The organism is Comamonas sp. DB36 (genome assembly GCF_057914905.1).
The window spans coordinates 679,864-703,293 of record NZ_CP196632.1 but is presented as its reverse complement, the minus strand read 5'-3'; the positions used below and the strand labels follow the sequence as shown (position 1 = coordinate 703,293).

The window sequence follows — 23,430 nt, the reverse complement described above, 5'->3', positions numbered from 1 at the left end:
GCCGAACAAGTGCTGCCCATCCTGCAACGCCGGGCGTGGATTTTTTCAGTGCACGGAGCTATTTCAGCCGTGTTGAAGCAATCCATCCCATGCGCTGCCAGCATCCGGTGCTATGGTTTTATTTTTTCTACAGGCCGAAAAAAGCCTCAGGAAGCCGCATCCCTGGGCTCTATCCGCACCCAGTAGCGCGTGTGGCTGCGCAGTTGCAGGGGAAAGCGGCTGACCAGCGCGGCCAATGCGCGGTCGGTGTCATCGAGCGGAAACGCGCCCGAGACTTTCAGCTGTGCGACTTCGGGCGCGCATCCCAGGTAGCCGCGCCGGTAGCGCGACAGCGTGGCGACCAGATCGCCCAGCGCGATGTCGACCGCCACCAGCCCGCCCTCATGCCAGCTCGCGGCAAACGGTTCGGCCGGCGCCGGCGCCTGCACCGCATGCGCGCTGAACCAGGCCTGCTCGCCGGCGACCAGCTTCTGCGGCGCGCCGCCCGAAGGCAGCAAGCGCACCGCGTGTTCCTCGACCTGGACATGGCTGCGGCCCGCGTCGTCCAGGCGCACCATGAAGCGCGTGCCCAGGGCCAGCACCCTGCCCTGCGGCGTCTGGACGCTGAAAGGCCGGCCCGCAGCGTCGGGTGCCGTGGCGATCAGGATGCGTCCGCGCTGCAGGTGCACGCGGCGCTCGCTGGCGTTGAATTCCAGCGCCACGCCGCTGGCGCTGTCCAGCGCGAGGAGCGAGCCGTCGGGCAGGATGACGTCGCGGCGTTCGCCGGTGGCCGTGCTGTGCGTGGCCTGCCGGTCATGCAAAGCCATCCAGGCCGTGGTGCCCGCGCCCAGTCCCAGCACCAGGCCGCGCAGCACATTGCGCCGGCTGCTGTGGTTGCGCTTGCCCAGCGTCCTGCTCGCCAGCGCGGGCGGCAGGAAAGCCAGTTGCGCATGCACCGCCTGCACGCGCTGCCAGGCGCGCTGGTGCGCCGCATCGGCCCCGTGCCAGCGCTCCCAGTCCTGGCGCGCGTCGGCCGCAGCCGCGCTGTCGCGCAGCCGCACATGCCAGCGCACGGCTTCGTGCAGCGCCTGGCGTTCCGCGTCGTCGGCCGGCTTCATGCCAGCGTCAGGCAGCAGTGTTCCATGGCCCGCGTGAGGTAGTTGCTCACCGTGCGCAGCGAGATGCCCAGGCGCTGGGCGATCTCGGGATAGCTCAACTCCTCGAACTGGGCGAGCACAAAGGCTGCGCGCACCTTGGGCGGCAGGCCCGCGAGCAGGCGGTCGAGTTCCAGCAGCGTCTGCTGCACGCTGAGCTGCTCCTCGGCCGACGGCGCCAGGCCCTGCGGCAAGGTGGCGAGGTATTCCAGATAGTCTCGCTCCAGCGAGCGGCGGCGAAACAGATCGGCCGTCAGGCCCTTGGCGATGGTGGCGAGGTAGCGCCGCGGGTCGCGGATGTCCTCCTGCGGCAGCGGCGCACGCAGCAGGCGCACGAAGGTGTCCTGTGCGAGGTCGGCGGCATCTTCGCGGTTGCTCAGGCGCTTGCGAAGAAGGCCTTGCAGCCAGGGATGGTGATCTTGGTAGAGGCTATGCACAGCGAGGGCGTGGCATGCGCAAGGCCACGGAGCGGGATGACTTGAATATTGAGAATCATTATCAATTATCCGGCGATTGGACCAAAGTGTGGTTTTTGCCACTCACTTTGTTGTATTCATGCGACGAGCGCGCCGGCCGGCCATGCCCTCCCGGGCCGCATGCGTCGGGCCACGCTTGCGGGTATTCTCGCGGCCTATGTCCGATCTCTTCGACACCCGAACCATGCGCTATCTGCTTGCCGTCGCCGACCTGGGCAGCATGACCGCCGCGGCCGCGCACCTGGGCGTGGCCCAGCCCGCCTTGAGCCAGGCGCTGCGGCGCGTGGAAGATGCGCTGGGCGCGCGCCTGTTCGAGCGTTCGCGCCGTGGCGCGGTGCTCAACAGTACGGGCCTGGCTGTAATCGACGATATGCGCGCCAGCATGGCGCTGGCCGAGAATGCCGAGCGCAGTGCCAAGGCCATCGCGGCCGGCAAGACCGGGCGGCTGCATATCGGCTTTGTCACGCATGCGGTGTACGACGCGCTGCCGGCCGCGCTCCAGCTGCTGCATGCGCGGTTTCCCGGCATCCAGGTGGTGCTGTCCGAAATGGGCAATGCCGATCTGATGCAGGCGCTGGCCGAAGGCCGCATCGACCTGGCCATGCTGCACACGCCCGTGGCCTTGCAGGGCCGGGTACGCCAGAAACTGGTGCGGCGCGACCCTTTGGTCGCGGTACTGCCCGCAGGCTACGCTCTGCCCGGCGATGGCCTGGCCACGCTGGCCGACCTCGAACGGCTGGGGCTGGTGTGGTTTCCCGAGGCCCAGCTGCCCACGCTGCGCGCGGGCATCGCCGGAGCGTTCTCGCGCGCCGGCCTCGCGATGCGCGTGGTGCAGGAGGCAAACCGTTCGCTCACGGTGCTGTCGTGCGTTGCCGCAGGCCTGGGCGCCTCGCTGCTGCCGCAGTCGGCAGAAGTGCTGCAGCACCGGGGCGTGCGCTTCGCGCCGTTGAGCGACGGCGAGCGCCTGCCCCACTTCGAGCTCAGCGTGCTGTGGCAGGCGTCGGGACGCGCGACCATCGCCAGCCAGCTCGCAGATCTGCTCTAGTCCAGCGCAATGTTCGCGCGCTGGCCCAGCGCGGTCCACTGGGTGATCTCGGCGCGGCGGAACTGTTCCAGCTCCCTGGGGCTGGAGCCTATGACCTCGGCCCCCAGCGACATCAGCCTGGCCTTGACTTCGCGGTCGTTGAGCGCCGCGGCCACGTCCTTGCTGATCTTCTCGACCAGCGCCGCGGGCGTGCCCGCGGGCGCAAACAGGCCGTTCCATTCATATACGTCGACGCCCGATATGCCGGCTTCGGTGAAGGTGGCTGTGTCGGGCAGCACGGGCGAGCGCTTGGCGCCGGCCACGGCCAGGGGCCGCAGCTTGCCGCTCTGGATGAAAGGCAGCGAGGACGCCAGGCTCGCGAAGAAGACGGGCACATTGCCGGCCATCACGTCCACCATGGCCGGGCCGCCGCCGCGGTAGGCGACATGGGTCATCTTGGCGCCGGTCCTGAGCGCGAACAGCTCGGCCGCCAGATGCTGGGCCGAGCCATTGCCTGACGAGGCGAAGTCCAGCCTGCCGGGGTGGGCCAGGCTGTAGGCGACCAGGTCCTTGGGCGACTGCGCGGCAAACGCCGGGTTCACCACCAGCACGCTGGGCACCTTGACCAGCAGCGACACGGCGGCAAACGACTTGAGCGTGTCGAAAGGCATGCGCTTTTTCAGCGCCGGGTTCTGCGCATGATTGGAGGCGTCGACCATCAGCGTATAGCCATCGGCCGGCGCGCTCAGCACGGCTTGCGCGCCTATGATGCCGCCGCCGCCCGCGCGGTTGTCGATCACCACCGGCTGGGCCCAGATCTGCGCGAGCTTGGTGCCCAGGATGCGCGCCGCCACGTCGACCGTGCCGCCGGGCGGATAGGTCACGATCAGGCGCACGGGCTTGTTGGGAAAGGCGGTCTGGGCCTGCAGGCCCGGTGCCAGCGCCAGGGCGGCGATGGCCAGGGCCATGGAACGTCGATGCATGTTGTCTCCTAGTTAGTATGGGAACGGAATTCGGAACAGCTCGGCGGCCGTGGCGCCGAGAATCTGCTGGCGCTGGGCGGCATCGGGCACCCAGTCGCCGAGCGCCGCCAGGCTCGCGCCGTAGGAGGCCAGATGCTGGTGCTGGGTATGGGGCCAGTCGCTGCCCCATACCAGGCGCTGCGGGCCGAAGGCCGCGAGCAGCTGGCGTGCGCAGTCGCGCGCCGCCGCGGCGTCGGCCTGCGGCGGGTCGCCGGCATTGCGGTAGGCGGCCGACAGCTTGACCCACACGCGTCCCGCATCGGCATGGCGCAGCAGCGCCGCAAAGCCCGGGTCCTTGCCGTCCAGGCCGGCGTCGGGCCGGCCGAAGTGGTCTATCACCACACGGCAGCCGCTTGCTGCGGCGGCAGTTATCAGCGCTGAAAGATCGGCGGCGCGGCGGTGCAGCTCCAGATGCCAGTCCAGCGCCCGGATGCGCTCCAGAAAGGCTTGCCATGAAGGCTGCCTGAGGTCGGGCAGCGGCAGCCCCACGAGGTTCAGCCGCACGCCCACCACGCCCTGGGCGGCCAGCGCGGTGAGTTCCGCTTCCGTGGCCGTGGGCTCGAGCACCACCACGCCGCGCAGGCGCCGCGGATGCTGGCGCAGCACGCTCAGCAGATAGCTGTTGTCGCAGCCCAGAAAGCTGGGCTGGACCAGCACGCCATGGCTGTGCGCGTGCGTGTCAAGCAGGTTCAGGTACTCGCCGGGCGTGGCATCGAAGTCGGGCGCATAGCGGCGCGCGGCCGCCAGCGGCATCTGGCGCAGAAAGACATGGGCGTGGGTGTCCACCGAGAGGGTTGCAGTCATGGGCGCCACTGTATGCGGCCGCGCGCGCGCCAGTCAGCGGCGTCTTGGTGCCTATCCATAAGCGGCCGTTATGGATAGTGCCGGACATGCAGGCTCAGCCGGGGCAGGCGCCGGTGCGCAGCGCGGCCTTCGCGCGCGTGCCCAGCAGCGCGACCAGGGCCAGCAGCATCACCAGCGCGCCATAGACTTGTGCGGTGGCGACCAGGCCGAAATGCGTGACCGCCGCGCCCGCGGCCAGCGCGGGCAGGCTGAAAGCGCAGTAGCTCAGCACCAGGAAAGCCGCCATCAGCGAAGCGCGTTGCGCGGGCAGCGCATCGGCCATCACGGTGCGCAATGCGCCCAGGAAGCCCACGCCGAAGCCCAGGCCCGCGACCACGATGCCGCAGAAGAACAGCCCCGCCGAGGGCATGAACGTCGAGGCCAGCACCAGGCCCATGCCCGCGGCCAGCGCGGCCGATCCCAGCCGCATCAGCGACCGCGCGCTGCGCGCGCGCAGCAGCAGCGAGCCCAGCGCGCCGCTGCCGGTCAACGCCGCGAGCATCAGTCCGCCGACCAGCGGACTCTGCCCGCCCGTGATCTGGCGGGCCAGCGTGGGCCCCAGCGACAGCATGTAGCCGCCCAGCGCCCAGACCGCGATATCGAGCGGCATGGCCCGCACAAAGCCGCGGCGCGCGGTCGGAGCCACCGCGAGCCGCGGGCGCAGCGAGCGCAGCACGCCGGGTCTGACATTCACGGTCTCGGGCAGGCGCCAGGCCAGCCAGGCCTGGGCCAGCAGCACCAGGAACAGCAGCAGATAGACCAGCCGCAGCGGCGCGGGCGCATAGGTGGCGAGCAGGCTGCTGGCCAGCGCGCCGGCGCACATTCCCAGCAGCGGCGCGGTGCTGTTGATCAGCGGCGCGCGCCGCGGGTCCAGATCGGCGATGCCGGCACCGAGCACGCTCAGCGCCACGCCGGTCGCCGCGCCCTGGACCAGCCGGGCGGCGATCAGCATGCCGACCGAATCGGCGCCCAGAAACAGCGCAATGGACAGCAGTTCCAGCGCGATCGCGCCCAGCACCACGGGACGGCGGCCCAGGTGGTCCGACAGCGGGGCCAGCGTCAGCAGCGCGAGCAGCAGACTGAACACATAGACCGCGAACACCGCCGTCAGCGTGGCCGGCGAGAAGCCCCATTCGGCGCGGTAGATCGCATACAGCGGTGACGGCACGCTGGACGCGGCCATGAACGCGAGCACCAGCGAGGCCTGGAGGCGCAAGGCGGAGCGCAGGGTCAGAGGGAGCGCCATGGCGGTTCCTTAAAGCAAATATTGAGCTTTTGCGATTATGCGGCTACACCCTCTGTTAACGCAATTTATTTGCTTTAAAATTTGCAGCATGACGACAAAGACCGCAACCCGCAGCGGCGGCCGCAGCGCGCGCGTGCAATCCGCCGTGCACGATGCCGCGCGCGAGCTCCTGGAAGAAGTGGGCCGCGGCGCGCTGACCGTGCCCATGATCGCCGCGCGCGCGGGCGTGACGCCCTCGACCATCTATAGAAGGTGGGGCGACCTGCCCGCGCTGCTGTCGGATGTCGCGGCGCAGCGCCTGCGCCCCGAGAGCGGCCCGCCCGACACCGGCAGTTTCCGCGACGATCTGCTGGCCTGGTCGGAGCAGTTCGTCGAGGAAATGGCCTCCGAGCCCGGCCTGGCGCTGGTGCGCGACGTGATCTGCGGCGGCTACAGAATCGAGGGCGTCGCGCCCTGCCTGGTGTTCACCGCGGGACAGATCACCGACATGGTGGAGCGTGCCGTTGCGCGCGGCGAGCCGGCGCCGTCGGTCGAATATGTGGTGGACCGCGTCGCCGCGCCCGTCGTCTACCGCCTGCTGATGGGCGCCTGTGCCGACGTCGGTGCGGCCTACGCGCGCCGCCTGGCCACGCAATGCCTCACCGACTGGCGCCAGACCTGACGCCAGCACCAGGCTTGCGCACTGACCGATAATCGGGCGCTGCAGCCCTGTCGTTGGATAGGGCTTATTTTTTGGATGAAAACATGACCAGCATCACCGAGGACCTGCGCTTTGTAGGCATTGACGACGAAGGCTATGCGCAGGCAGTGGCCGCGGCCAGGGACTTCAAATACGGCGACGACGAATCCGGCTTCGCGTTCACGGGCCAGGCCACGTTGATGTTCCAGCGCCAAGCCGAGGAATGGGAGCACGGCGCCTTCAGCAGCACGGTGCTGATCCGTTCCATCGACCCGATACAGGGCGCACCCGACGCCGAGCAAGCCCAGGACGAGGATTTCCTGCGCGCCGTCGGCGACCGCGTGAGCTTTTTGCACGTGCCATCGCAGTGCCGCGAGATGCAGGTCGATGACGTCTGGGGCATAGACTGCGAGTTCCTGATGTTCGCCATGCCCCACCCCCAGGACGAAACCGCCAGCGCCTGGCTGCTGATTCCCGGACCGCAGCAGCGCCAGGTCTCGTCGCGCCACACGGTGCAGGACTACCAGATGGCGGAAATCAAGTTCGCTGCCGCCGAGCTGGGCCTGGACGGCGCCCAGGAGCCCGGCCCGCACTGAGCCTTCAACGCGCCTGGCGCATGGGCATGCGGTCGATTTCGGCAAACACTTCCTGCAGGTCCACAGCGGTGCCGGCGCGCAGCTTCACGCCGCCATCCATGCCGACCAGCACGAAAGTCGACGGCCCGTGCGCATCCAGCTGCAGCGCCTTGAGCAAGGCCGCGGTCTGCGCCGTCCCCAGCGCCTCATCGTTGCGCCGACCTGCTCCGGCGACCACCGTGTAAAGCACCATATCCCGCTCGCGAAACGCTTCGCGCGCGCGGGTTTGCGCCAGCGCTGCGCGCACCTTGGCCAGCAGCGCGTCGCCGTCCTGCGCAACGACCAGCACCACGGGCCGCGTCTTCCAGCGCTCGGCGGTCAGCGGGTTGGCATCGGCCAGCGCGGCGCCGACCGGCAAGGCCAGCGACAGGGCGAGCGCGCTGCGGCGCAGTAGGCGGTTATTCATGACCACAGTATCGGAGTTCGGCCGCCGCAGGCACTCGGAGATATCCCTTGGAGCCTCACGACCTGCCGATCAGCAGCGACAGCAGTCCGGCGGCGATCAGCGGCCCGACCGGCACGCCGCGGAAGAACGCCACGCCCAGGATGGTGCCGACCATGAGCCCGGCGACCACGCCGGGCTGGGCCGCCATCAGCGTGACGCCGCGCCCGCCCAGCCAGGCGACAAAGATGCCGACCACGATGGCCGCGCCCGATTTCCAGTGCGTGAATGACTTGAGCAGCTCCAGCGCCGGAATCTTGCCGCTGGCGATAGGCACCATCACTGCAATCATCAACAAGAAGATGCCGATGTTGAGTCCATGCTTCTGCAGCCAGGGAAAGTACAGCGCAAGCGGCGAGATGCGGATGACGATCAGCACCACCATGGCGGCCGCCACGGTGTAGTTGCCGGCGAACATGCTGAGCCCGGCGAGTGCCAGCAGGATCAGGACAATGGGCTCGAAAATGGACATGGCAAGACCTGCACGCGGGTCATTCAGTGGAAACCCTTATTTTCGCATCTCCACAAGGCCTGACAGGCAATGCCGCGCCCGGCCGGAACGCGCCCACCTCGTCTTGAATGACAATGGCGCCCAGGAAAAATGAATGGATCTGGAATGAGTACAGTGCAACAACCCACCGACTGGAACGCCTGGAGCCGCGCGGCCGTCGAAGCCATGGTGGCCGGCAATGCAAAATGGCAGCACGACTTCGGCCTCGAAGGCGCGCCCAAATACCACTGGGACCTGGACAGCGCGACCTTGACCTTCGAGGGAGCGCTCGGTCCGGTGCTGGCAACGGTGTGCCTGGTGGGCACGAGCAGCGACAGCGAAGGCAGCTTCCTGTGGAGCTGGGCCAACGAGGCCATTCCACGCCAGCACGGCCAGGCGCTCGAGGTGGTGCATGAATTCGGCCGCGAGCACCAGCTGGCCTTGCTGACCACGGCGCGCATCCAGGGCGGGCGTCCCGAGGCGATGGAGTGCCTGTGCATCGCGGGCCGCCTGCAGCGCGCACTGGGCACCTTCATCGACCAGCAAGGCGATGTGACACTGTATTTCACCGTGCTGCATCTGCGCGTCGAACCCGCGAAAGAGCAGCTGCTGCATTGAGGCCGGGGCCAGGCCACTGCAGCGCCGTTTTTTAGCGGCTAAAACGCCAGTGCCTGCGCTGCGCCTTCAGCAATTCACGGCGCGCGGCAAATGCGCGAAGCGCGCGCGGGAAATATATGATGCGTGCATCAATTCCCGTAAAAAATACAGCATGCCCCTGCCCGACAGCCTACTGGCGGACCCGCCCATCGACCGCATCCAGGTCGTGGACATCGACGAAGATTCCGCGCCACAGGCTGCGCCCGCACGCCCCGCGCGTCGGCGCGGCCGCCCGCCGGGCTCCAAAGCGACGATCGCCAGCGCGGGCTCGCGCATCTCGGCGAGCGAAACCTCGTTCATGCGTGCCGTGCTGCAGGGCATCGATGAAAAGCTCGCCGCCAACCGCTATCTGCTGCATCTGGGCAGCATGGACAGGCGCGCGGCCGCTGCCTTCCGCGACCTGCTCGAGCGGCGCATCCATCTGGCGCTGCAGAATTTTCCCGACCGCGCCCAGGGCACGCGCATTCTGGCGCAGCTGCTGGCCCAGCCCCAGCCCACGCCCGAGCTGCCCACGCTGGAGGAATTCGCCGAAGGCTTTGCCGAGGACATGTTCAGCGAAAAGGAGCTGATCGCGCTGTACCGCGAGCAGCTCGACGATCACTTCGGCGAGCAGGGCCAGCGCGCCGGCCCCACGGCCGCCGAGATCCTGCGCGGCAAGCTCGAAGCCATTCATTGGGTCCAGGCCCATGTGGCCCAGCACCCCCAGCCCACGGACCCGACCGCGCTGTGGCTCGATGCCGCGATCGCCGCCAAGCTGCGCGTGCATGGCGTGCTGTCGCTGAGCGACGCCATAGGCTGGATCAACCTGCAGGGCCGGCGCTGGCATGCGCAGCTGCCCGGCGTGGGCCGCACGCGCGCCCAGCGCGTGCTGTTGTGGCTCAGCGACCACCAGGAAGCGATAGGGGTGCGCATACACCACCGCATCGCCCAGGAGATGATCTACGCCGACTTCGCGCCCGCGGCCCAGGCCACGCTGCTGCCCGCCAAGCTCGGCAGCGCCGCGCCCGAGATCTTCGGCGTGGTGCCGCTGGACGCCCTCGCCTGGCCGCTGGAACTGCTGGGCGACGACGGGCTGTTTCGCTCGCACCGGCCCAACACCCTCAAGGCGCATACCGACCGCGAGGCGGTGCAGGCCTGGTTCGCTACACTGTCCGAGAAATCGGCGGCGACGCAGGACAGCTACCGGCGCGCGGTCGAGCGCTTGGTGCTGTGGGCGCTGGTCGAGCGCCGCACCATGCTTTCGTCGCTGGCGACTGAAGACTTCATCGCCTTCAAGGCCTTCTTGCGCGCGCCGCCCGCGCACTGGTGCCAGAAGGCGCCCGTGACCAAGGGCTCCGAAGACTGGCGCCCGCTGCGCGGCCCGCTGGCCGATCTGAGCATCCAGCAGACCATGAGCGCCATCGCCACCATGTACCGCGACTGGCATGCGAGCGGCTACCTCGACGCGAATGCGGTGGCCAGCGTGCGCGGCAGCAAGCGCAAGGACATGCAGATGGACGTGATGCGCTCGTTTTCCAACGAGGCGCTGCAGGCGATTCGCGCCACTTTGCAGGACATGCCCGAGGGCGCAGTCAAACGCCGGCTGCGCGCCGCCATCCTGCTGCTGCAGACCGCGGGCCTGCGCCGCTCCGAAGCCGTCAACATGACCTGGGGCCATATCGAGCGCGTGCGCCTGGACAACATGGAGTCCGACATCTGGGCGCTGCGCTTCGCGGGCAAGGGCAACCGCGAGCGCATGGTGCCGCTCAAGCCCGAAACGCTGCAAGCGCTCGAAGTCCACTACCAGGACCGGCTCGCGCTGATCGAATCGGGTGCGCTGGCAAGCTACGCCGACATGGAAAAAAAGGACTGCCCGCTGCTGGGCGTGCTCGACGAGCGCCTGGCCCAGGGCAATGCGGGCACGCTGGGCGACCTGGCCTCGAACGCGCGTCGCGAAACCAATGCCACCGGCGCGCTGTCGGCAGCGCGGCTGCACGGCGTGCTCAAGAACTTCTTTCGCCAGGTGCAGCAGCAGCCGGGCGCGGGCGACACCGACTTTCTCAAGGCCTCGGCCCACTGGCTGCGCCACACCTTCGCCCACCAGTCGCTGCGCTCCAGCGGCAAGGACCTGGCCGTGGTGCAGCAGCTGCTGGGCCATGCCGACATTTCCACCACGGGCATCTATGTCAAGGCCGACATGGCGTCCCGCGTGGCTGCGGTGCTGGGGGTCGAGGCCGCGGTCTGAGGCCTAGCTTTCAAGCTTGATGCCGCGCGCCTTGACCAGGGCCGCCCATTTCGTGCGCTCGTCCTTCATGAAGGCGTCGAAACGCGCTGGCGACCCGCCGCCGTCCTCGGCGCCGAACTCCTCGAGCCTGGCCACCACGTCGGGCAGCGCGAGGATCTGGTTCACATCGGCGTTGATGCGCGCCACCAGGTCGGCAGGCATCTTCGCCGGGCCCACAAGCCCGAACCAGATGCTCGCGTTAAAGCCCGCAAAGCCTTGTTCCGCGACCGTGGGCAGGTCGGCAAACGCCTTGACGCGCCTGGGCCCGGTCTGGGCCAAGGCCCTGACCTTGCCGCTCTTGATGAAAGGCGCGGCCGTGGTCATGCCTTCGAACGCGTAGTCGATCTGGCCGCCCATCAGGTCGGTCATCACATTGGCCGCGCCCCGGTAGGGCACATGCAGCGCCGAGACCTGCGCCGCCTGCTCGAACAGCGCAAGCGCCAGATGCTGGGCCGAGCCCGTGCCCGACGAGCCGAAGCTCAGCTCGCCGGGCTTGCGCTTGAGCTGCGCAAGCAAGGCCGCCAGGCTGTCCGCCGACTTGGGCGCGGCCACCAGCACCTGCGGTGTCTGGCCTATGAGGGCAATGCCCGCGAAGTCTCTTTCGGCCGAATAGTTCAGCTTGGCATAGAGCGCGGGCGCGATGCCCAGCGGATTGATGTGGCCCAGCATCAGGGTGGAGCCGTCGGGCGCGGCCTTGGCGGCTTCGGCGGCCGCGATCAGGCCGGCGGCGCCGGGCTTGTTCTCGACCACCACCGGAATGCCCCACAGCGTGTTGAGCTTGTTGGCGACGATGCGCGCGAGGATGTCGGTGCCGCCTCCGGCCGAAAAGCCCACCAGGATGCGCACCGGGCCCGCAGGCAGCTTGCCTTGCGCAAAGGACGGCGGCGCGCCCAGCGCGGCCACGGCGGCGACGGAAGTCATGAAATGTCGGCGTTGCATTCTTTGTCTCCTTTTTTTGTTTTCCGCAGCCGGCGCTCAGGACACCGTGGTCCAGTGGCCGTACTTCGCGACCTGCGCCGCGTCGAAGCCAAAGCCCAGGCCCGGCGTCTGGTGCAGCACCACGCGGCCCTTTTCGTGCGTCATCTGGCGGTCGATCAGGCGGCGGAAATTGAGCACCTGGTCGTCCCAGAAGAACTCGACGTAGCGCGCGTTGGGCGTGGCCGCGACCAGCGGCGCGTGGATGTCGTGGAACCAGTGCGGGCAGACCTGCACGCCGTAGCCCGCGGCCATGGCGGCAATGCGCTTCCACTCGGTGATGCCGCCGCAGACGGCGGCGTCGGTCTGCAGGATGGCGGCAGCGCCCATGTCCAGCAGCTGCTTGTGGTACCAGCGGCCGTAGCCGATCTCGGCGGTCGCGACGGGAATCCGCGTGAGCTTGGCGAGCCGCGCATGGCTCTCGATGTCGTCGGGGCTGAACGGCTCCTCGATGAAGTACGGGTCGTACTGCTCGAAGCGGCGCAGGTATTGCATGGCCTGGACCGTGTCCACCCAGCCGTTGTTGCAGTCAAGCATCAGCTCGACATCCGGGCCTATGGCTTCGCGCGCCGCCTTCACGCGCGCTTCCTCGCCCGCGGGGCTCCAGCGGCCGGTCTTCATCTTCACGGCCTGGAAGCCCAGCTCGACATAGCCGGCCATCTCTTCGCCCACCTGCTCGGCCGTCTTGCCTTCGACGTAGTAGCCGCCGCTGGCGTAGGCGGCGACGGTCTCGAGCTCGACGGCGCCCAGGTACTTGTGCAGCGGCAGACCGGCGCTGCGCGCGTTCAGGTCCCACAGCGCGATGTCCAGCGCGCTGAGCGCGCGCATGACCGTTCCCATGCGGCCCTGCAGCAGCGCCTCCTGGTACATCTCCTTCCACAGGCCTTCGACGGCCAGCGAATCGCGGCCCAGCAACACGGGAGCGAGCAGCTGCTCCACGGCGACGCGGAAGATCTCGCCCGCGGCATTGCCCACGTAGCAAAAGCCTATGCCTTCGACGCCGTCCGAGCTGCGCACCTTGACCAGGCCGTAATGGCGATCGACCACGGTGCGGTTGGCGAGATAGGTGACCTTGTCCAGCGGCACGCGGGCGACGCAGACTTCGATGGATTCAATGATGGGCATAGTGTCTCCTTGAAAAGCGGGGGGAATGGAGCCACTGTGCCGCGCCACGTCCCGACAAAGAAGCTGCTTTTCAATGGTTCAGATAACGTAAAATACGTCGGATGGACAGCCGCTTTCTCCAGAGTTTCGTGACCGTGGTCGACTTCGGCTCCATCGCCGATGCCGCGCGGCGGCTCGATCTGCCGGCCACGACCGTCGCCCAGCAGATGCGCGCGCTCGAGGCCGACATCGGCGGCAAGCTGCTCAAGCGCGCGGGGCGCACGGTGCAGCCCACGGTGCTGGGCTCGCGCATCGTCGACCAGGCGCGCGAAGTGCTGCGCGGCGTGCGCGACCTGCGCTCGGCGGCGTCCGACACCGAACTGCCCGCGGGCCCGCTGCGCCTGGGCGCCACGCCCACGGCCTTGATGGGCCTGGCGCCGCCGCTGCTCAGGCGCTGGATGCGCACCTATCCCGACATCCAGATCTACATAGAACCCGGCACCTCCACGCTGCTGCTGGACCGCGTGATGGCCGGCGAACTCGACGTCGCCATCCTCGTGCACCCGGCGTTTGCGCTGCACAAGACCTGTGAATGGCGGCTGCTGCGCGAAGAGCCGCTGGTCCTGCTGACGCCGCAGCGCATGCGCGTCGACGACCCGCTGATGACCGCAGCGCGCGAGCCTTTCATCCTCTATGACCGCAAGGTGATGGCCGGCAAGCTCGCCGATGACTACCTGCGCAAGCAGGGCATCAAGCCCAAGGTGCGCTTCGAGCTCGACGGCATAGAGCACATCGCGCAACTGGTGGCCGAAGGCTTCGGCGTGTCGGTGCTGCCCGACTGGCCGCAGCTGGGCCAGGCCGACACCCGCGTGCGGCGCTGGCCCCTGCCCGCGGGCGCGCCCGCGCGCCAGGTGGGAATGGCCTGGCTGCGCTCCTCGCCCCGCTCGCCACTGGCCGGCGCGCTGCATGCGCTGGTCGAGGCCGCGGAGCCGGCGAATTTCCCCATCCGCTGAAGCGCCACTGCCGGCGGCCAGGACGCCGCCAGCGCGGGCGCGCCTTTCTCCGCTGCGCGCGCCAGCGCCGATCAGGCCACGGTCCATAGGTTGGTCGCCTCCCCTGGCTTGCTTTTCGTCATCCTGTTATTGTTATGTTATAACGTCCAAATACGCAACAAATGGACAGATCGCAGGCCTTGTCACCGGCCACTTTCTTTCCCTCATCCCACGATGCCCACCCCCACACTCCCCCCTCCGGCCAGAAAACTCCCCGTCACCGTGCTCTCCGGTTTTCTCGGCGCGGGCAAGACCACGCTGCTCAACCACATCCTCAACAACCGCGAAGGCCGGCGCGTGGCGGTGATCGTCAACGACATGAGCGAAGTCAACATCGACGCGGCGCTGGTGCGCGCCGGCGGCGCCGAGCTCTCGCGCACCGGCGAGAAGCTGGTCGAAATGAGCAATGGCTGCATCTGCTGCACGCTGCGCGAGGACCTGCTGATCGAAGTCGACCGGCTGGCGCGCGCCGGCCGCTTCGACCAGCTGGTGATCGAGTCCACGGGCATCTCCGAGCCGCTGCCCGTCGCCGAGACCTTCACCTTCGAGGGCGAAGACGGGCGCAGCCTGGGCGAAGTCGCCCGGCTCGACACCATGGTCACGGTGGTCGATGCCTGCAACTTCCTGCGCGACTACAGCGCGCGCGACAGCCTGCGCTCGCGCGGAGAATCGATGGGCGAGGACGACCAGCGCACGGTGGTCGATCTGCTGATCGAGCAGATCGAGTTCTGCGACGTGCTGGTGCTCAACAAGATCGACCTGGTGAGCGCCGAGGAACGCGCGCGCCTGCTGGCCATTTTGCAAAGCCTCAACCCGCGCGCGCGCATCGAGCTGGCCGCGTTTGGCCAGGTGGCGCTGGAACGCGTGCTGGACACCGGGCTGTTCGACTTCGAGGCCGCGGCGCGCGCGCCGGGCTGGCTGCAGCAGCTGCGCGGCACGCAGGTGCCCGAGTCCGAGGAATACGGCATCGGCAGCTTCGTCTACCGCGCGCGCCTGCCGTTTCATCCGCAGCGCTTCTTTGATCTGGTGCAAAGCGAATGGCCGGGCGTGCTGCGCTCCAAGGGCTTTTTTTGGCTCGCGAGCCACCCTACGCTCGCGGGTTCGTGGTCGCAGGCCGGCGCCGTCGCGCGCCATGGCCCGGCGGGCCGCTGGTGGGCGGCCGTGCCGCAGGAGCACTGGCCCCAGGACCCTGAAACCGTGGCGCTGATAAACGAAAAATGGGACCAGGACACGGGCGACGCGCGCCAGGAACTGGTGCTGATCGGCATCGATATGGACGAGGCCGCGCTGCGCGCGCGCTTCGACCACTGCCTGCTGAACGAAGCGGAAATGGCCTGTGGCCCCGATGTCTGGACGACCTGGCCGACGCCGTTTGCCGATTGGTCGTGATGCCGTGAGCGCGGCGCTTGCCCTTAGAATCCCCAGCGTTGGTGCTCGCGGCGTGGTTCACAGGCCGCAGTTCAACGGGAAGCAGGAGGACCCACAAGCCCCCAGCCGCTGAGATCCAGCGCTGGTGCGCCCCCAGGTCTGGCCTGCGCTGCCCCCGCAACGGTCAAACGGACGAAAGCGCCCCGGCGCTTTCAGCATCCCTCCACATAGCCACTGGACGCCTTGAACAAGCGTCTGGGAAGGCGATGGATGCAGTGCCGCCAGCCCGGATACCGGCCAACAAAGTGACAGCGCTGCCGCGCAGGCGGCGCTGTCGTAACGCCCAGACGCCGGCGGGGATGCCGGCCAGGGTTGCCTTTTTCGATTGCCTATTTCATGAAGCCCGTTCTTCGTGTGCGCATTGCTGCGCTCCCGTTCGCCCTTGCGGCCGCCTATCCGTGCATTTCCGCCCACGCCCAAGGCGTGCCCACCCTCGAAGCCATCACCGTCACCGAGGAACGCGGCGTCGCCACGCCGCTGGTGCAGAAATCGACCGCCGGCAGCCGGCTGGAACTCACGCCGTTCGAGACCCCGGCCAGCCTGGCCATCGTCACCGGCGAGCTGATCCGCGCGCTGGGCACGACCTCGGTGATAGACGCCAAGACCCTGGCCCCGGGAATGAGCTCGGCCAACAGCCCGGGCAATGGCGGCAATGTGCTCAGCGCGCGCGGCTTCACGGGCGTCAATTCGGTCAAGCAGCTCTACAACGGGCTGGAGCTGTCGAATGCGGGCGGCGTGGTGAGCTTTCCGTTCGATCCCTGGAACGTGGAGCGCATCGAGGCGCTCTATGGGCCGGCCTCGGTGCTCTATGGCGCGGGCTCCATCGGCGGCGCGGTCAACGTGGTCAGCAAGCGCCCCAACCCCACGCAGTCCTCGCATGAAGTGGGCCTGGGCCTGGGCGGCGACAACGCCTGGCACCGCGCGCTCAGCAGCACCGGGCCGCTGGGCAATGGCTTTTCCTACCGCGTGGACCTGAGCCACCGCAGCTCGGACAACTGGGTGGACCGCGGCGAATCGGAAACGCTGGCCGCCTCGGCCTCGCTGCGCTATGACGTGTCGCCCCAGCTGAACTTCATTCTCGCGGCCGATTACGGCCGGCAAAAGCCCATGCACTACCTGGGCACGCCGGTGTTCAACGGCGCGCCTGTGCCCGGCACCGAGACCAGGAACTACAACATCGCCGACAGCGACCTGTACTTCCAGGACCGCTGGGTCACGCTGGACACGCAGTGGCAGCCTTGGTCCGATGTGAGCGTGCACAACACGCTCTACAGCCTGGAGCACAACCGCCGCTACCGCGACGTGACGGTATTCACCTATCTGCCGGCCACATCCGCCGTGCGCCGCACGAGCTACCGCGATATTTCGTACTCGCGCCAGACCCAGGAAGGCATCAACACCTATGCGAAGTTCAGCGGGCAGCTTGCCGGGCGCAGAAACCAGTTTCTCGCCGGCGTGCAGCTCGAGCGCAGCTACTACGACCGCTTCGACAACAACCGCGGCGGCAGCTCCACGGTCGATGCGCTCAAGCCCGTGCCGGGCCGCTACCGCGATGCCTGGCAGGGCGAATCGATTCCCATGTACTTCCTCGATCTGGAACGCACGGGCATCTTCTTCGAGAACCACCTGACGCTCAGCGAGCGCTGGTCCGTGGTCGCGGGCCTGCGCCACGACCGCTACAGCACGGAGCGCGAGGACCGCCAGTCGAGCAAGATCACCAACGGCAAGGTCAGCGGAACGAGCGCCAGCCTGGGCGTGGTCTTCAACCCCGTACCCGACGTGGCGCTCTACGGCCAGGTCGCCACGGCGCAGGACCCGGTGACTTCGCTGGCCAGCATTGGCGCGAACCAGCAGGGCTTCGGCCTGTCCGCGGGCCGCCAGGTCGAAGTGGGCCTCAAGCAAAGCCTCTGGGGCGGGCGCTTCGACTGGACGCTTGCGGCCTATCATCTGGTCAAGAAAGACCTGCTGACCACCAACCTCGCGAACCCGACCCTGCAGGAGCAGGTGGGCCAGCAGTCGTCGCGCGGCATCGAGGCCTCGGCGTCGACGCGCCTGGGCAAGTGGCGCCTGGAGATCAACGGCACGCTGCTGGACCCCAAGTTCGACGACTTCACGGCCCAGGTCGGCGGCGGCGCGCGCCAGCTCGCGGGCAATGTGCCCATGACCGTGCCCAAGCGCAGCGCCAACCTCGCCGCGTTCTGGAACTTCGCGCCCGACTGGAGCGCGCGCACCGCGCTGCAGTACGTGGGCCAGCGTTACGTGAACAACACCAACACCGCGTCGCTGCCTTCGTACACCGTGGTCAACGCAGGCATCAACTGGCGCGCGACCAAGGGCATGACGCTGGACCTGCGCCTGGACAATGTTTTTGACAAGAGCTACGCCACCCAGGGCTCGGAAGTGCAGTGGATACTGGGCCGGCCGCGCACGCTGTGGCTGACGGGTGTCTATGCGTTCTGACGAGCGCATTCCCGGCCGCCGCCAGGCGTTGCTGCGCGGCCTGGCGGGCGCCGCCGGTCTTGCCGGGTTCGCAGGCGCGGTGCGCGCGGCCACGCAGATCAACGACGATCTGGGCCGCAGCGTCAGCGTCACGCTGCCGCTGCAGCGCGTGGTGGTGTTCAACCGCTACACGACCGAGTTCATTCGCGCCATTGGCGCGATGCCGGCCGTGGTCGGCGTGGACTTCGACGGCAGGCAGTACCCCGACTACTGGCCCGGCGTGACGCCGGCCATGCGCGCCGGCAGCGGCCAATCGAGCGTCAATTACGAAGCCATTGTCGGCATGCAGGCCGACGCGGTCTTCATGCCGCGCAACAGCGACTGGAAAAAGGCCGCGCAGGTGCTGCAGGGCTTGGGCATTCCGGTGATCGTGGTGACCGGCTGGGACCTGCTCAAGCACGAGTGGAATGTCACGCTGCTGGGCCGGCTGTTCGCCCGGCAGCCGCGCGCCGAGCGGCTCAACGCGTTCTATCGCCACTGGCGCGACACCTTGCGCGGCCGCCTGCAGGGCGTGACGCCCAAGCGCGTGTACTTCGAGGAAGTCGGCCTGTACAAGACCGCGCTGCAGGGCTCGGGCTGGCACGACATGATAGAGGCCGGCGGCGGGCGCAATGTGTTCGGCGACATCCAGCTGCCCGGCGGCGTCTCGCCGCGCGGCAATGTGCAGAACTTCGAAGTCGACCCCGAGGAGGTGCAGGCGCGCCGCCCCGAAGCCGTGATCAAGCTGCAGCCCGGCCAGTACCTGCCGCATCCGCGCGCGTTCTCGGCCGAGGTGCTGGGCCAACTGGCCGCGCGCCCCGGCCTGCAGGGCACGCCCGCGCTGCGCGACGCGCAGATCTTTCACCTGAGCTACTACCTCGCCTCGGGCTGCTCCAAGATCACGGGCGCGCTGCAGATCGCCCAATGGCTGCACCCCGAACGCATGGCCGGAATCGACCCGCAGGCCGTGATGGGCCAGTGGCTGCAGGAGTTCCAGGGCGTGGCCGCGCAGCGCGGCTACTGGCAATCGCTGCAAAGCGTGAAGGGGCCGGCATGAACAGCGCCGAACTGCCGCAGGCGCTGCGCCGGCTGCGCGCCAGCCGCTGGCGCGTGGCGCTGCTGGCGGTCGCTGTGCTGGTGCTGGCCGTGCTGGCTTCGCTGAGCCTGGGCGTGCAGTCGCAGTCCATGGGCATGGTGGCGCAGCAGCTGCTGTCGCTGCTGCCCGGTCTCGAATCTCTGGCGATCGACGGGCCGCAGCGCAATGTGCTGCTGCAGCTGCGCCTGCCGCGCACCGCCATGGCCCTGGTCTGCGGCGCGGGTCTGGCGCTGGCCGGCGTCGCCATGCAGGGCATCACGCGCAACCCGCTGGTCAGCCCCTACACGCTGGGCATTTCGCCGGCCGCGGCGTTTGGCGCGTCGATTGCCATTTTGCTTGGCTGGAACAATCTTCCGGATACCGGCGTCTGGTGGACCGTGGGCCTGGCGTTTGCCGCGGCCATGGCCTGCGCGGCCGCCGTACTGGCGCTGGCTTCGCTGCGCGGCGTCAACGCCATGGTGCTGGTGCTCGCCGGCGTGGCCTTCACCTATCTGTTTGGCGCGCTTACCGCCACGCTGCAGTTCTTTGCCAGCGAGCAGCAGCTCGCGGCCATCGTGCACTGGACTTTCGGCACGCTCAACGGCCGCACCTGGCATGAAGTGGGCGTGGCCGGCGCCATGTGCCTGGTCTGCGCGCCCGTGATGTTCGCGCATGCGGGCGCGCTCAATGCGTTCAGCGCGGGCGGCGACGATGTAGCCGCGTCGCTGGGCGTGGCCGTGGCGCGCGCGCGCATCGCGATCACGCTGGCCGCGGTGCTCAGCAGCGCGGCCATCGTCAGCTTTACGGGCGTGATCGGCTTCGTGGGCCTGGTCGCGCCGCATATCGCGCGCCTGCTGATAGGCGGCGACCACCGTGCGCTGCTGCCGTTCGCGGCCGTGGTCGGCGCGCTGCTGGTGCTGCTGGCCGACATGGCGGGCAGGTTGCTGTTCGCGCCGGTGATCGTGCCCGTGGGCATTGTCGTCGCGTTCCTGGGCGTGCCGCTGTTCCTGCACCTGCTGCTCACGCGGCGCAACGAGATGGCGTCATGAGCAACACCCCTCTCCTGCAAGCCGTCGGCCTGCGCAGCCGCTATGGCGGGCGTTCCTCGGCCGAAGTGCTGCGCGGCGTGGATTTCACGCTGGCGCCGGGCGAAGTGCTGGGCCTGGTCGGCCCCAACGGCTCGGGCAAGAGCTCGCTGCTCAAGTGCCTCGCGGGCCTGCGGCCGCCGAGCGGCGGCACTCTGCTGCTCGAAGGCCGCTCGCTGGCCGGCCATGCGCGCCAGGAAATCGCGCGCGCCATCGCCTATGTGCCCCAGCACACGGGCCCGAGCATGTCGCTGCGCGTGATCGACATGGTGCTGCTGGGCCGGCTGCCGCACCGCGGCCGCGGCAGCGCGCAGCAGGACCAGGCGATCGCGCTGGCCGCGATAGAGCGCCTGGCGCTGCAGCCGCTGGCGCTGCGCCATTTCAGCGACCTGAGCGGCGGCGAACGCCAGCGCGTGCTGATGGCGCGCGCCCTGGCCCAGCAGGGCCGGCTGCTGCTGCTCGATGAGCCGACCAGCGACCTGGACCTGCGCCACCAGCTGGCGACGCTGCAGACGGTGCACGAACTGTCGCGCCAGCGCGGCGTGGGCGCGGTCATCGCCATCCACGACCTGGCGCTGGCCGCGCGCTTTTGCGACCGGCTGCTGATGCTGCGCGCCGGCGCCCTGCTCGCGGCGGGCACGCCGCAGCAGGTACTCACTCCCGCCAATGTGCAAGCCCTGTTTGGCGTCAGCGCACGCATAGGCAGCGATGGCGGCCTGCCCTATGTCATTCCGATTTCCGCCGCCAGCGCAGAAAGCCTTGCCGCATGAACACCTCACTTCCACGCCACGCCGCGATCCTGCTGGCCAAGGCCTCGATCACCGGCGCGTCCGAACGCGAAATGCAGGAACTGGCCGGACGCACCCAGGCCGCGCTGGGCGAACGCTTCAGCATGGTCATACATGCGTTCAGCGAACAGGGCAGTCCCAGCCTGCGCGAAGCGCTGGATCTGCTGACTGCGCAGAAGGCCGAAGAAATCACCATCGTGCCGCTGCTGCTGCCCATGGAGCCGGGCTTTCGCAGCTGGATCACGGGCGCGGTGCAGCGCTGGCGGCGCGGCGCCAATGCCACGCAGCCGCTGCCCGCGGTGCACCTGAGCGCTCCACCCGGCGACAGCCTGGCGGTCGATGCGCTGGTGCAAGACCTGCTGCAGCAGACGCCGGTGGCAGTCGATGCGCCCGCGGCCGCCCTGCCCGCGGGCTCTGCTGTTCCGCCGCAGCTGCGCCGCGTGCTGGTGTGCCAGGGCGGGCCTTGCAACCAGGCGGGCGCGGCCCAGGTCTGGGGCCATCTGCGCAATGCGCAAAAGCGCCTGGACCTGCGCAATGCGGGCGAGGGCATGATGAGCGCGCGCACCAGCTGCCTGGGGCCGTGCAACCTCGGGCCCGTGGTGCAGGTGTTTCCCGAAGGCACCTGGTACGGCGGCGTCGACGAGGCCGGCGTGGACCGCATCATTGCTTCGCACCTGCTGGGCGGCGAAGTCGTCGCCGATCTGGCCTATGCGCCGCAGCCGGGCAAGCAGATGCTGCGCTGAGCGCAGGCCTCAGTCAGCCGCGCGGCTGTCGACGACCGTGAAATGCTCCACATGCGGCGGCTGGGCGAAGAACGGGCCGATGAGCGCGCGCCATTCGGTGAAAGCGGCGGATTCGCGAAAGCCCACCGTGTGGTCCTCGAGCGTCGCCCAATGCACGGTCAGCACATAGCGGCCCGGGGTCTCGATGCAGGCCAGCACGCTGTGGCCGCCATAGCCCTTGGCTTTCGACAGCACCTCGGCCACGGCGTTCTTCAGCACCGGGCCAAAGGCCTGGTGCTTTGCGGGATCGATCTTGAAATCCACCACTTCGACAATCATCGGTATCTCCAATAGAAGGAAAAGCCTGGCCTGAACCGCAGGCCGGCCAGCGCCTAGCACTGTACGGGAAAATGCGGCGCTGCGGCCTAAGCTGCTGCGGCCAGCGCGGCGCGCAGCTGCGCCACTTCGTGCGCCAGATTGCGCGCCGCGGCCGCATCGAAGGCGCTGCGTCCGCGCTCTGTGTGATAAAGCGCGGGCCGCGCATGGAGAAAAGCCTCGAGCACCACCAGCCTCCCGCGCGTGAACAGCGGCTCGGGCACATGGGCGTATTCCCGGCGCACCTGCAGCTGGTACTGTGCATAGCGTTCGGGCGCTGCGCCCAGAATGGACAGGTCGATATCGACCATCAGCTTCTCGTCTTCGGTCAGGGGCCGGGCCGCATGCTTGGTGATGTCGATGAGGCGCACAATCGCTTCGATCTGCGCTTGCGGCAGCAGCAGCGACGCGAGCATTTCGCGCGCCACAAGCGCGCTCAGGTCCTCGTTGTCGGCGCGCCGCGGGTCGTAGACCAGATCGTGAAAGAACAGCGCCAGGGCCACGGTGGCCGGCCATTCCTCGGCGCGGCTCCATTCGTCGAGCAGCGTCAGGGCTTCGAGCAGATGCTGGGTGGTGTGATAGGCGCGGTGGGGCTCATTCCAGCCGGCAAGCACCTGGTCCAGCACCTGCTGGGCGCTGGCGCTCGAGGGCGCAGGAACACTGCGCAGCCAGTAGGCCTGCAGTTGCCTTGCGGTCTGGAGCACATCATCATGGGTCATGGGCTGATTGTGCTTCACGCCGCTGCTGCCGTATCCTGGGCGAAGGCCTTGCCGCGCCCGCCTCCCTCACAATCCAAAAAGGATACCGCCATGCATACGCTCACAACTTGCCTTTCGCGCGCGCGCCAGGCGCTGGCGCGCTCCAGCAGCCGCCTGCTGCTGGCCGGCTGCCTGGCAGGAACCGCGCTGCTCGGCGCCTGCACCAGCACCCAGCCTCCGGCCGGCGTCGCAGCCGTTAGCCCGTTCGATCTGCAACGCTATCAGGGCCGCTGGTACGAGATCGCGCGGCTGGACCACTCGTTCGAGCGCGGCCTGAGCAATGTGTCGGCCACCTACACCCCCCAGACCGACGGTAGCGTACAGGTGCTCAACCGAGGTTATTCGGCCGAGAAGGGCAAATGGAACGAAGCCATCGGCAAGGCCTATTTCACCGGCGCGCCCACGACAGGCTCGCTCAAGGTCTCGTTCTTCGGTCCGTTCTACGGCGGCTACCATGTGGTCTCGCTGGACAGCGACTACCGCTGGGCCCTGGTGGTCGGCGCGGACCTGGGCTATGCCTGGATTTTGGCGCGCGAAAAGACGCTCGATACCGATACGCGCACGGCCCTGCTGGCCCGCGCCAAGGCCCTGGGCGTGGACACCGATGCGCTGATCTGGGTGACGCACGACCAGCAAGGCCAGCCTTGAGCGCTGCGCGCGCATCGGCTTCGCTTGCCCGC

The 23,430-nt window shown here is 68.5% G+C and carries 24 protein-coding genes and 1 riboswitch; of the genes, 13 read left to right on the top strand and 11 right to left on the bottom strand.

Annotated features, from left to right (window positions below; translation table 11 throughout):
• Nucleotides 1-146: 146 nt before the first annotated feature.
• Both ACSVDO_RS24280 and ACSVDO_RS24275 read right to left on the bottom strand, forming a co-directional pair.
• Complete coding sequence (locus ACSVDO_RS24280) at nucleotides 147-1,097, bottom strand: FecR domain-containing protein (RefSeq protein ID WP_489596870.1); 951 nt, start codon at nucleotides 1,095-1,097, stop codon at nucleotides 147-149.
• A complete protein-coding gene (locus ACSVDO_RS24275; RefSeq protein WP_332535561.1) occupies nucleotides 1,094-1,570 on the bottom strand; it encodes a sigma-70 family RNA polymerase sigma factor in 477 nt (158 codons plus the stop codon). Before ACSVDO_RS24275 ends, ACSVDO_RS24280 begins: the two co-directional genes overlap by 4 nt.
• Before the next feature lie 223 nt (nucleotides 1,571-1,793).
• Between ACSVDO_RS24275 and ACSVDO_RS24270 the strand changes: the two genes are divergently transcribed.
• Complete coding sequence (locus ACSVDO_RS24270) at nucleotides 1,794-2,654, top strand: LysR family transcriptional regulator (RefSeq protein ID WP_489596868.1); 861 nt, start codon at nucleotides 1,794-1,796, stop codon at nucleotides 2,652-2,654.
• Here ACSVDO_RS24270 and ACSVDO_RS24265 read toward each other — a convergent pair.
• The 3 genes from ACSVDO_RS24265 to ACSVDO_RS24255 all read right to left on the bottom strand — a co-directional run bounded on the left by ACSVDO_RS24265 (nucleotide 2,651) and on the right by ACSVDO_RS24255 (nucleotide 5,744).
• Complete coding sequence (locus ACSVDO_RS24265) at nucleotides 2,651-3,616, bottom strand: tripartite tricarboxylate transporter substrate binding protein (RefSeq protein WP_489596866.1); 966 nt, start codon at nucleotides 3,614-3,616, stop codon at nucleotides 2,651-2,653. The two genes, ACSVDO_RS24270 and ACSVDO_RS24265, sit on opposite strands and share 4 nt — an antisense overlap.
• Nucleotides 3,617-3,628: 12 nt before the next feature.
• The gene (locus ACSVDO_RS24260; protein WP_489596864.1) at nucleotides 3,629-4,459 is read right to left on the bottom strand and encodes an amidohydrolase family protein; all 831 of its coding nucleotides are present in this window, start codon (nucleotides 4,457-4,459) and stop codon (nucleotides 3,629-3,631) included.
• Between the two features lie 94 nt (nucleotides 4,460-4,553).
• On the bottom strand, nucleotides 4,554-5,744 hold the full coding sequence (locus ACSVDO_RS24255; RefSeq protein ID WP_489596862.1) for an MFS transporter: 1,191 nt from the start codon (nucleotides 5,742-5,744) through the stop codon (nucleotides 4,554-4,556).
• 88 nt (nucleotides 5,745-5,832) lie between these two features.
• Here ACSVDO_RS24255 and ACSVDO_RS24250 point away from each other — a divergent pair, with 88 nt between their 5' ends.
• Complete coding sequence (locus tag ACSVDO_RS24250; RefSeq protein ID WP_489596860.1) at nucleotides 5,833-6,405, top strand: TetR/AcrR family transcriptional regulator; 573 nt, start codon at nucleotides 5,833-5,835, stop codon at nucleotides 6,403-6,405.
• Between the two features lie 83 nt (nucleotides 6,406-6,488).
• Nucleotides 6,489-7,019 carry a hypothetical protein gene (locus tag ACSVDO_RS24245; protein ID WP_332535551.1) on the top strand — a complete coding sequence of 177 codons (531 nt, stop codon included), beginning with the start codon at nucleotides 6,489-6,491 and terminating at the stop codon, nucleotides 7,017-7,019.
• A 4-nt stretch (nucleotides 7,020-7,023) separates the two neighbouring features.
• Here the strand turns inward: ACSVDO_RS24245 and ACSVDO_RS24240 are convergent, their stop codons facing one another.
• Nucleotides 7,024-7,464 carry a DUF4174 domain-containing protein gene (locus ACSVDO_RS24240; protein ID WP_332535550.1) on the bottom strand — a complete coding sequence of 147 codons (441 nt, stop codon included), beginning with the start codon at nucleotides 7,462-7,464 and terminating at the stop codon, nucleotides 7,024-7,026.
• Between the two features lie 55 nt (nucleotides 7,465-7,519).
• Nucleotides 7,520-7,972: a DUF441 domain-containing protein gene (locus tag ACSVDO_RS24235; protein WP_332549521.1), complete on the bottom strand. Its 453-nt coding sequence runs from the start codon at nucleotides 7,970-7,972 to the stop codon at nucleotides 7,520-7,522.
• Nucleotides 7,973-8,116: 144 nt separating this feature from the next.
• On the opposite strand from ACSVDO_RS24235, the gene ACSVDO_RS24230 reads away from it, so the two are divergent.
• Both ACSVDO_RS24230 and ACSVDO_RS24225 read left to right on the top strand, forming a co-directional pair.
• Entirely contained in the window at nucleotides 8,117-8,608 is a 492-nt protein-coding gene (locus ACSVDO_RS24230) for a DUF6882 domain-containing protein (RefSeq protein WP_489596857.1), read from the top strand.
• Nucleotides 8,609-8,759: 151 nt separating this feature from the next.
• Complete coding sequence (locus ACSVDO_RS24225) at nucleotides 8,760-10,871, top strand: site-specific integrase (protein ID WP_332535544.1); 2,112 nt, start codon at nucleotides 8,760-8,762, stop codon at nucleotides 10,869-10,871.
• A 3-nt stretch (nucleotides 10,872-10,874) separates the two neighbouring features.
• On the opposite strand, the gene ACSVDO_RS24220 is transcribed toward ACSVDO_RS24225, so the two are convergent.
• Nucleotides 10,875-11,849, bottom strand: coding sequence for a Bug family tripartite tricarboxylate transporter substrate binding protein (locus ACSVDO_RS24220; RefSeq protein WP_332548109.1), 975 nt, complete (start codon nucleotides 11,847-11,849; stop codon nucleotides 10,875-10,877).
• Nucleotides 11,850-11,885: 36 nt separating this feature from the next.
• Nucleotides 11,886-13,010 (bottom strand): mandelate racemase/muconate lactonizing enzyme family protein, encoded by a 1,125-nt coding sequence (locus tag ACSVDO_RS24215; protein WP_489596855.1) that lies wholly within the window; start codon nucleotides 13,008-13,010, stop codon nucleotides 11,886-11,888.
• A 101-nt stretch (nucleotides 13,011-13,111) separates the two neighbouring features.
• On the opposite strand from ACSVDO_RS24215, the gene ACSVDO_RS24210 reads away from it, so the two are divergent.
• The 7 genes from ACSVDO_RS24210 (at nucleotide 13,112) to ACSVDO_RS24180 (ending at nucleotide 21,638) form a co-directional block, all read left to right on the top strand.
• Entirely contained in the window at nucleotides 13,112-14,002 is an 891-nt protein-coding gene (locus tag ACSVDO_RS24210; protein ID WP_489596853.1) for a LysR family transcriptional regulator, read from the top strand.
• 213 nt (nucleotides 14,003-14,215) lie between these two features.
• Nucleotides 14,216-15,430: a zinc metallochaperone GTPase ZigA gene (gene zigA, locus ACSVDO_RS24205; RefSeq protein WP_489596851.1), complete on the top strand. Its 1,215-nt coding sequence runs from the start codon at nucleotides 14,216-14,218 to the stop codon at nucleotides 15,428-15,430.
• Between the two features lie 22 nt (nucleotides 15,431-15,452).
• Nucleotides 15,453-15,725: riboswitch (cobalamin riboswitch) on the top strand.
• 80 nt (nucleotides 15,726-15,805) lie between these two features.
• Nucleotides 15,806-17,929, top strand: a complete 2,124-nt coding sequence (locus tag ACSVDO_RS24200) for a TonB-dependent receptor (RefSeq protein ID WP_489596849.1) — start codon at nucleotides 15,806-15,808, stop codon at nucleotides 17,927-17,929.
• Entirely contained in the window at nucleotides 17,919-19,004 is a 1,086-nt protein-coding gene (locus ACSVDO_RS24195) for an ABC transporter substrate-binding protein (RefSeq protein ID WP_332548112.1), read from the top strand. The genes ACSVDO_RS24200 and ACSVDO_RS24195 overlap by 11 nt, the downstream gene beginning before the upstream one ends.
• Entirely contained in the window at nucleotides 19,001-20,071 is a 1,071-nt protein-coding gene (locus ACSVDO_RS24190; protein ID WP_489596847.1) for a FecCD family ABC transporter permease, read from the top strand. Before ACSVDO_RS24195 ends, ACSVDO_RS24190 begins: the two co-directional genes overlap by 4 nt.
• The gene (locus tag ACSVDO_RS24185) at nucleotides 20,068-20,877 is read left to right on the top strand and encodes an ABC transporter ATP-binding protein (protein WP_489596846.1); all 810 of its coding nucleotides are present in this window, start codon (nucleotides 20,068-20,070) and stop codon (nucleotides 20,875-20,877) included. Before ACSVDO_RS24190 ends, ACSVDO_RS24185 begins: the two co-directional genes overlap by 4 nt.
• On the top strand, nucleotides 20,874-21,638 hold the full coding sequence (locus tag ACSVDO_RS24180) for a (2Fe-2S) ferredoxin domain-containing protein (RefSeq protein WP_489596845.1): 765 nt from the start codon (nucleotides 20,874-20,876) through the stop codon (nucleotides 21,636-21,638). The genes ACSVDO_RS24185 and ACSVDO_RS24180 overlap by 4 nt, the downstream gene beginning before the upstream one ends.
• Nucleotides 21,639-21,647: 9 nt before the next feature.
• Here the strand turns inward: ACSVDO_RS24180 and ACSVDO_RS24175 are convergent, their stop codons facing one another.
• Together ACSVDO_RS24175 and ACSVDO_RS24170 are read right to left on the bottom strand one after the other, a co-directional pair.
• Nucleotides 21,648-21,956 carry an antibiotic biosynthesis monooxygenase family protein gene (locus ACSVDO_RS24175; protein WP_332535524.1) on the bottom strand — a complete coding sequence of 103 codons (309 nt, stop codon included), beginning with the start codon at nucleotides 21,954-21,956 and terminating at the stop codon, nucleotides 21,648-21,650.
• Nucleotides 21,957-22,042: 86 nt separating this feature from the next.
• Nucleotides 22,043-22,711, bottom strand: coding sequence for an HD domain-containing protein (locus tag ACSVDO_RS24170; protein ID WP_489596843.1), 669 nt, complete (start codon nucleotides 22,709-22,711; stop codon nucleotides 22,043-22,045).
• 90 nt (nucleotides 22,712-22,801) lie between these two features.
• Between ACSVDO_RS24170 and ACSVDO_RS24165 the strand changes: the two genes are divergently transcribed.
• A complete protein-coding gene (locus ACSVDO_RS24165) occupies nucleotides 22,802-23,398 on the top strand; it encodes a lipocalin family protein (protein WP_489596841.1) in 597 nt (198 codons plus the stop codon).
• Nucleotides 23,399-23,430 lie beyond the last annotated feature (32 nt).

Excerpts from the sequence above, each read along its gene's own strand:
- ACSVDO_RS24170 (WP_489596843.1), bottom strand. The coding sequence starts at position 22,711 with ATGACCCATGATGATGTGCTCCAGACCGCAAGGCAACTGCAGGCCTAC.
- ACSVDO_RS24225 (WP_332535544.1), top strand. The coding sequence starts at position 8,760 with ATGCCCCTGCCCGACAGCCTACTGGCGGACCCGCCCATCGACCGCATC.
- ACSVDO_RS24215 (WP_489596855.1), bottom strand. The coding sequence starts at position 13,010 with ATGCCCATCATTGAATCCATCGAAGTCTGCGTCGCCCGCGTGCCGCTG.
- ACSVDO_RS24165 (WP_489596841.1), top strand. The coding sequence starts at position 22,802 with ATGCATACGCTCACAACTTGCCTTTCGCGCGCGCGCCAGGCGCTGGCG.
- zigA (WP_489596851.1), top strand. The coding sequence starts at position 14,216 with ATGCCCACCCCCACACTCCCCCCTCCGGCCAGAAAACTCCCCGTCACC.
- ACSVDO_RS24240 (WP_332535550.1), bottom strand. The coding sequence starts at position 7,464 with ATGAATAACCGCCTACTGCGCCGCAGCGCGCTCGCCCTGTCGCTGGCC.
- ACSVDO_RS24265 (WP_489596866.1), bottom strand. The coding sequence starts at position 3,616 with ATGCATCGACGTTCCATGGCCCTGGCCATCGCCGCCCTGGCGCTGGCA.
- ACSVDO_RS24255 (WP_489596862.1), bottom strand. The coding sequence starts at position 5,744 with ATGGCGCTCCCTCTGACCCTGCGCTCCGCCTTGCGCCTCCAGGCCTCG.
- ACSVDO_RS24185 (WP_489596846.1), top strand. The coding sequence starts at position 20,068 with ATGAGCAACACCCCTCTCCTGCAAGCCGTCGGCCTGCGCAGCCGCTAT.
- ACSVDO_RS24190 (WP_489596847.1), top strand. The coding sequence starts at position 19,001 with ATGAACAGCGCCGAACTGCCGCAGGCGCTGCGCCGGCTGCGCGCCAGC.
- ACSVDO_RS24250 (WP_489596860.1), top strand. The coding sequence starts at position 5,833 with ATGACGACAAAGACCGCAACCCGCAGCGGCGGCCGCAGCGCGCGCGTG.
- ACSVDO_RS24200 (WP_489596849.1), top strand. The coding sequence starts at position 15,806 with ATGAAGCCCGTTCTTCGTGTGCGCATTGCTGCGCTCCCGTTCGCCCTT.
- ACSVDO_RS24260 (WP_489596864.1), bottom strand. The coding sequence starts at position 4,459 with ATGACTGCAACCCTCTCGGTGGACACCCACGCCCATGTCTTTCTGCGC.
- ACSVDO_RS24280 (WP_489596870.1), bottom strand. The coding sequence starts at position 1,097 with ATGAAGCCGGCCGACGACGCGGAACGCCAGGCGCTGCACGAAGCCGTG.
- ACSVDO_RS24235 (WP_332549521.1), bottom strand. The coding sequence starts at position 7,972 with ATGTCCATTTTCGAGCCCATTGTCCTGATCCTGCTGGCACTCGCCGGG.
- ACSVDO_RS24180 (WP_489596845.1), top strand. The coding sequence starts at position 20,874 with ATGAACACCTCACTTCCACGCCACGCCGCGATCCTGCTGGCCAAGGCC.
- ACSVDO_RS24175 (WP_332535524.1), bottom strand. The coding sequence starts at position 21,956 with ATGATTGTCGAAGTGGTGGATTTCAAGATCGATCCCGCAAAGCACCAG.
- ACSVDO_RS24210 (WP_489596853.1), top strand. The coding sequence starts at position 13,112 with ATGGACAGCCGCTTTCTCCAGAGTTTCGTGACCGTGGTCGACTTCGGC.
- ACSVDO_RS24220 (WP_332548109.1), bottom strand. The coding sequence starts at position 11,849 with ATGCAACGCCGACATTTCATGACTTCCGTCGCCGCCGTGGCCGCGCTG.
- ACSVDO_RS24245 (WP_332535551.1), top strand. The coding sequence starts at position 6,489 with ATGACCAGCATCACCGAGGACCTGCGCTTTGTAGGCATTGACGACGAA.
- ACSVDO_RS24230 (WP_489596857.1), top strand. The coding sequence starts at position 8,117 with ATGAGTACAGTGCAACAACCCACCGACTGGAACGCCTGGAGCCGCGCG.
- ACSVDO_RS24195 (WP_332548112.1), top strand. The coding sequence starts at position 17,919 with ATGCGTTCTGACGAGCGCATTCCCGGCCGCCGCCAGGCGTTGCTGCGC.
- ACSVDO_RS24270 (WP_489596868.1), top strand. The coding sequence starts at position 1,794 with ATGCGCTATCTGCTTGCCGTCGCCGACCTGGGCAGCATGACCGCCGCG.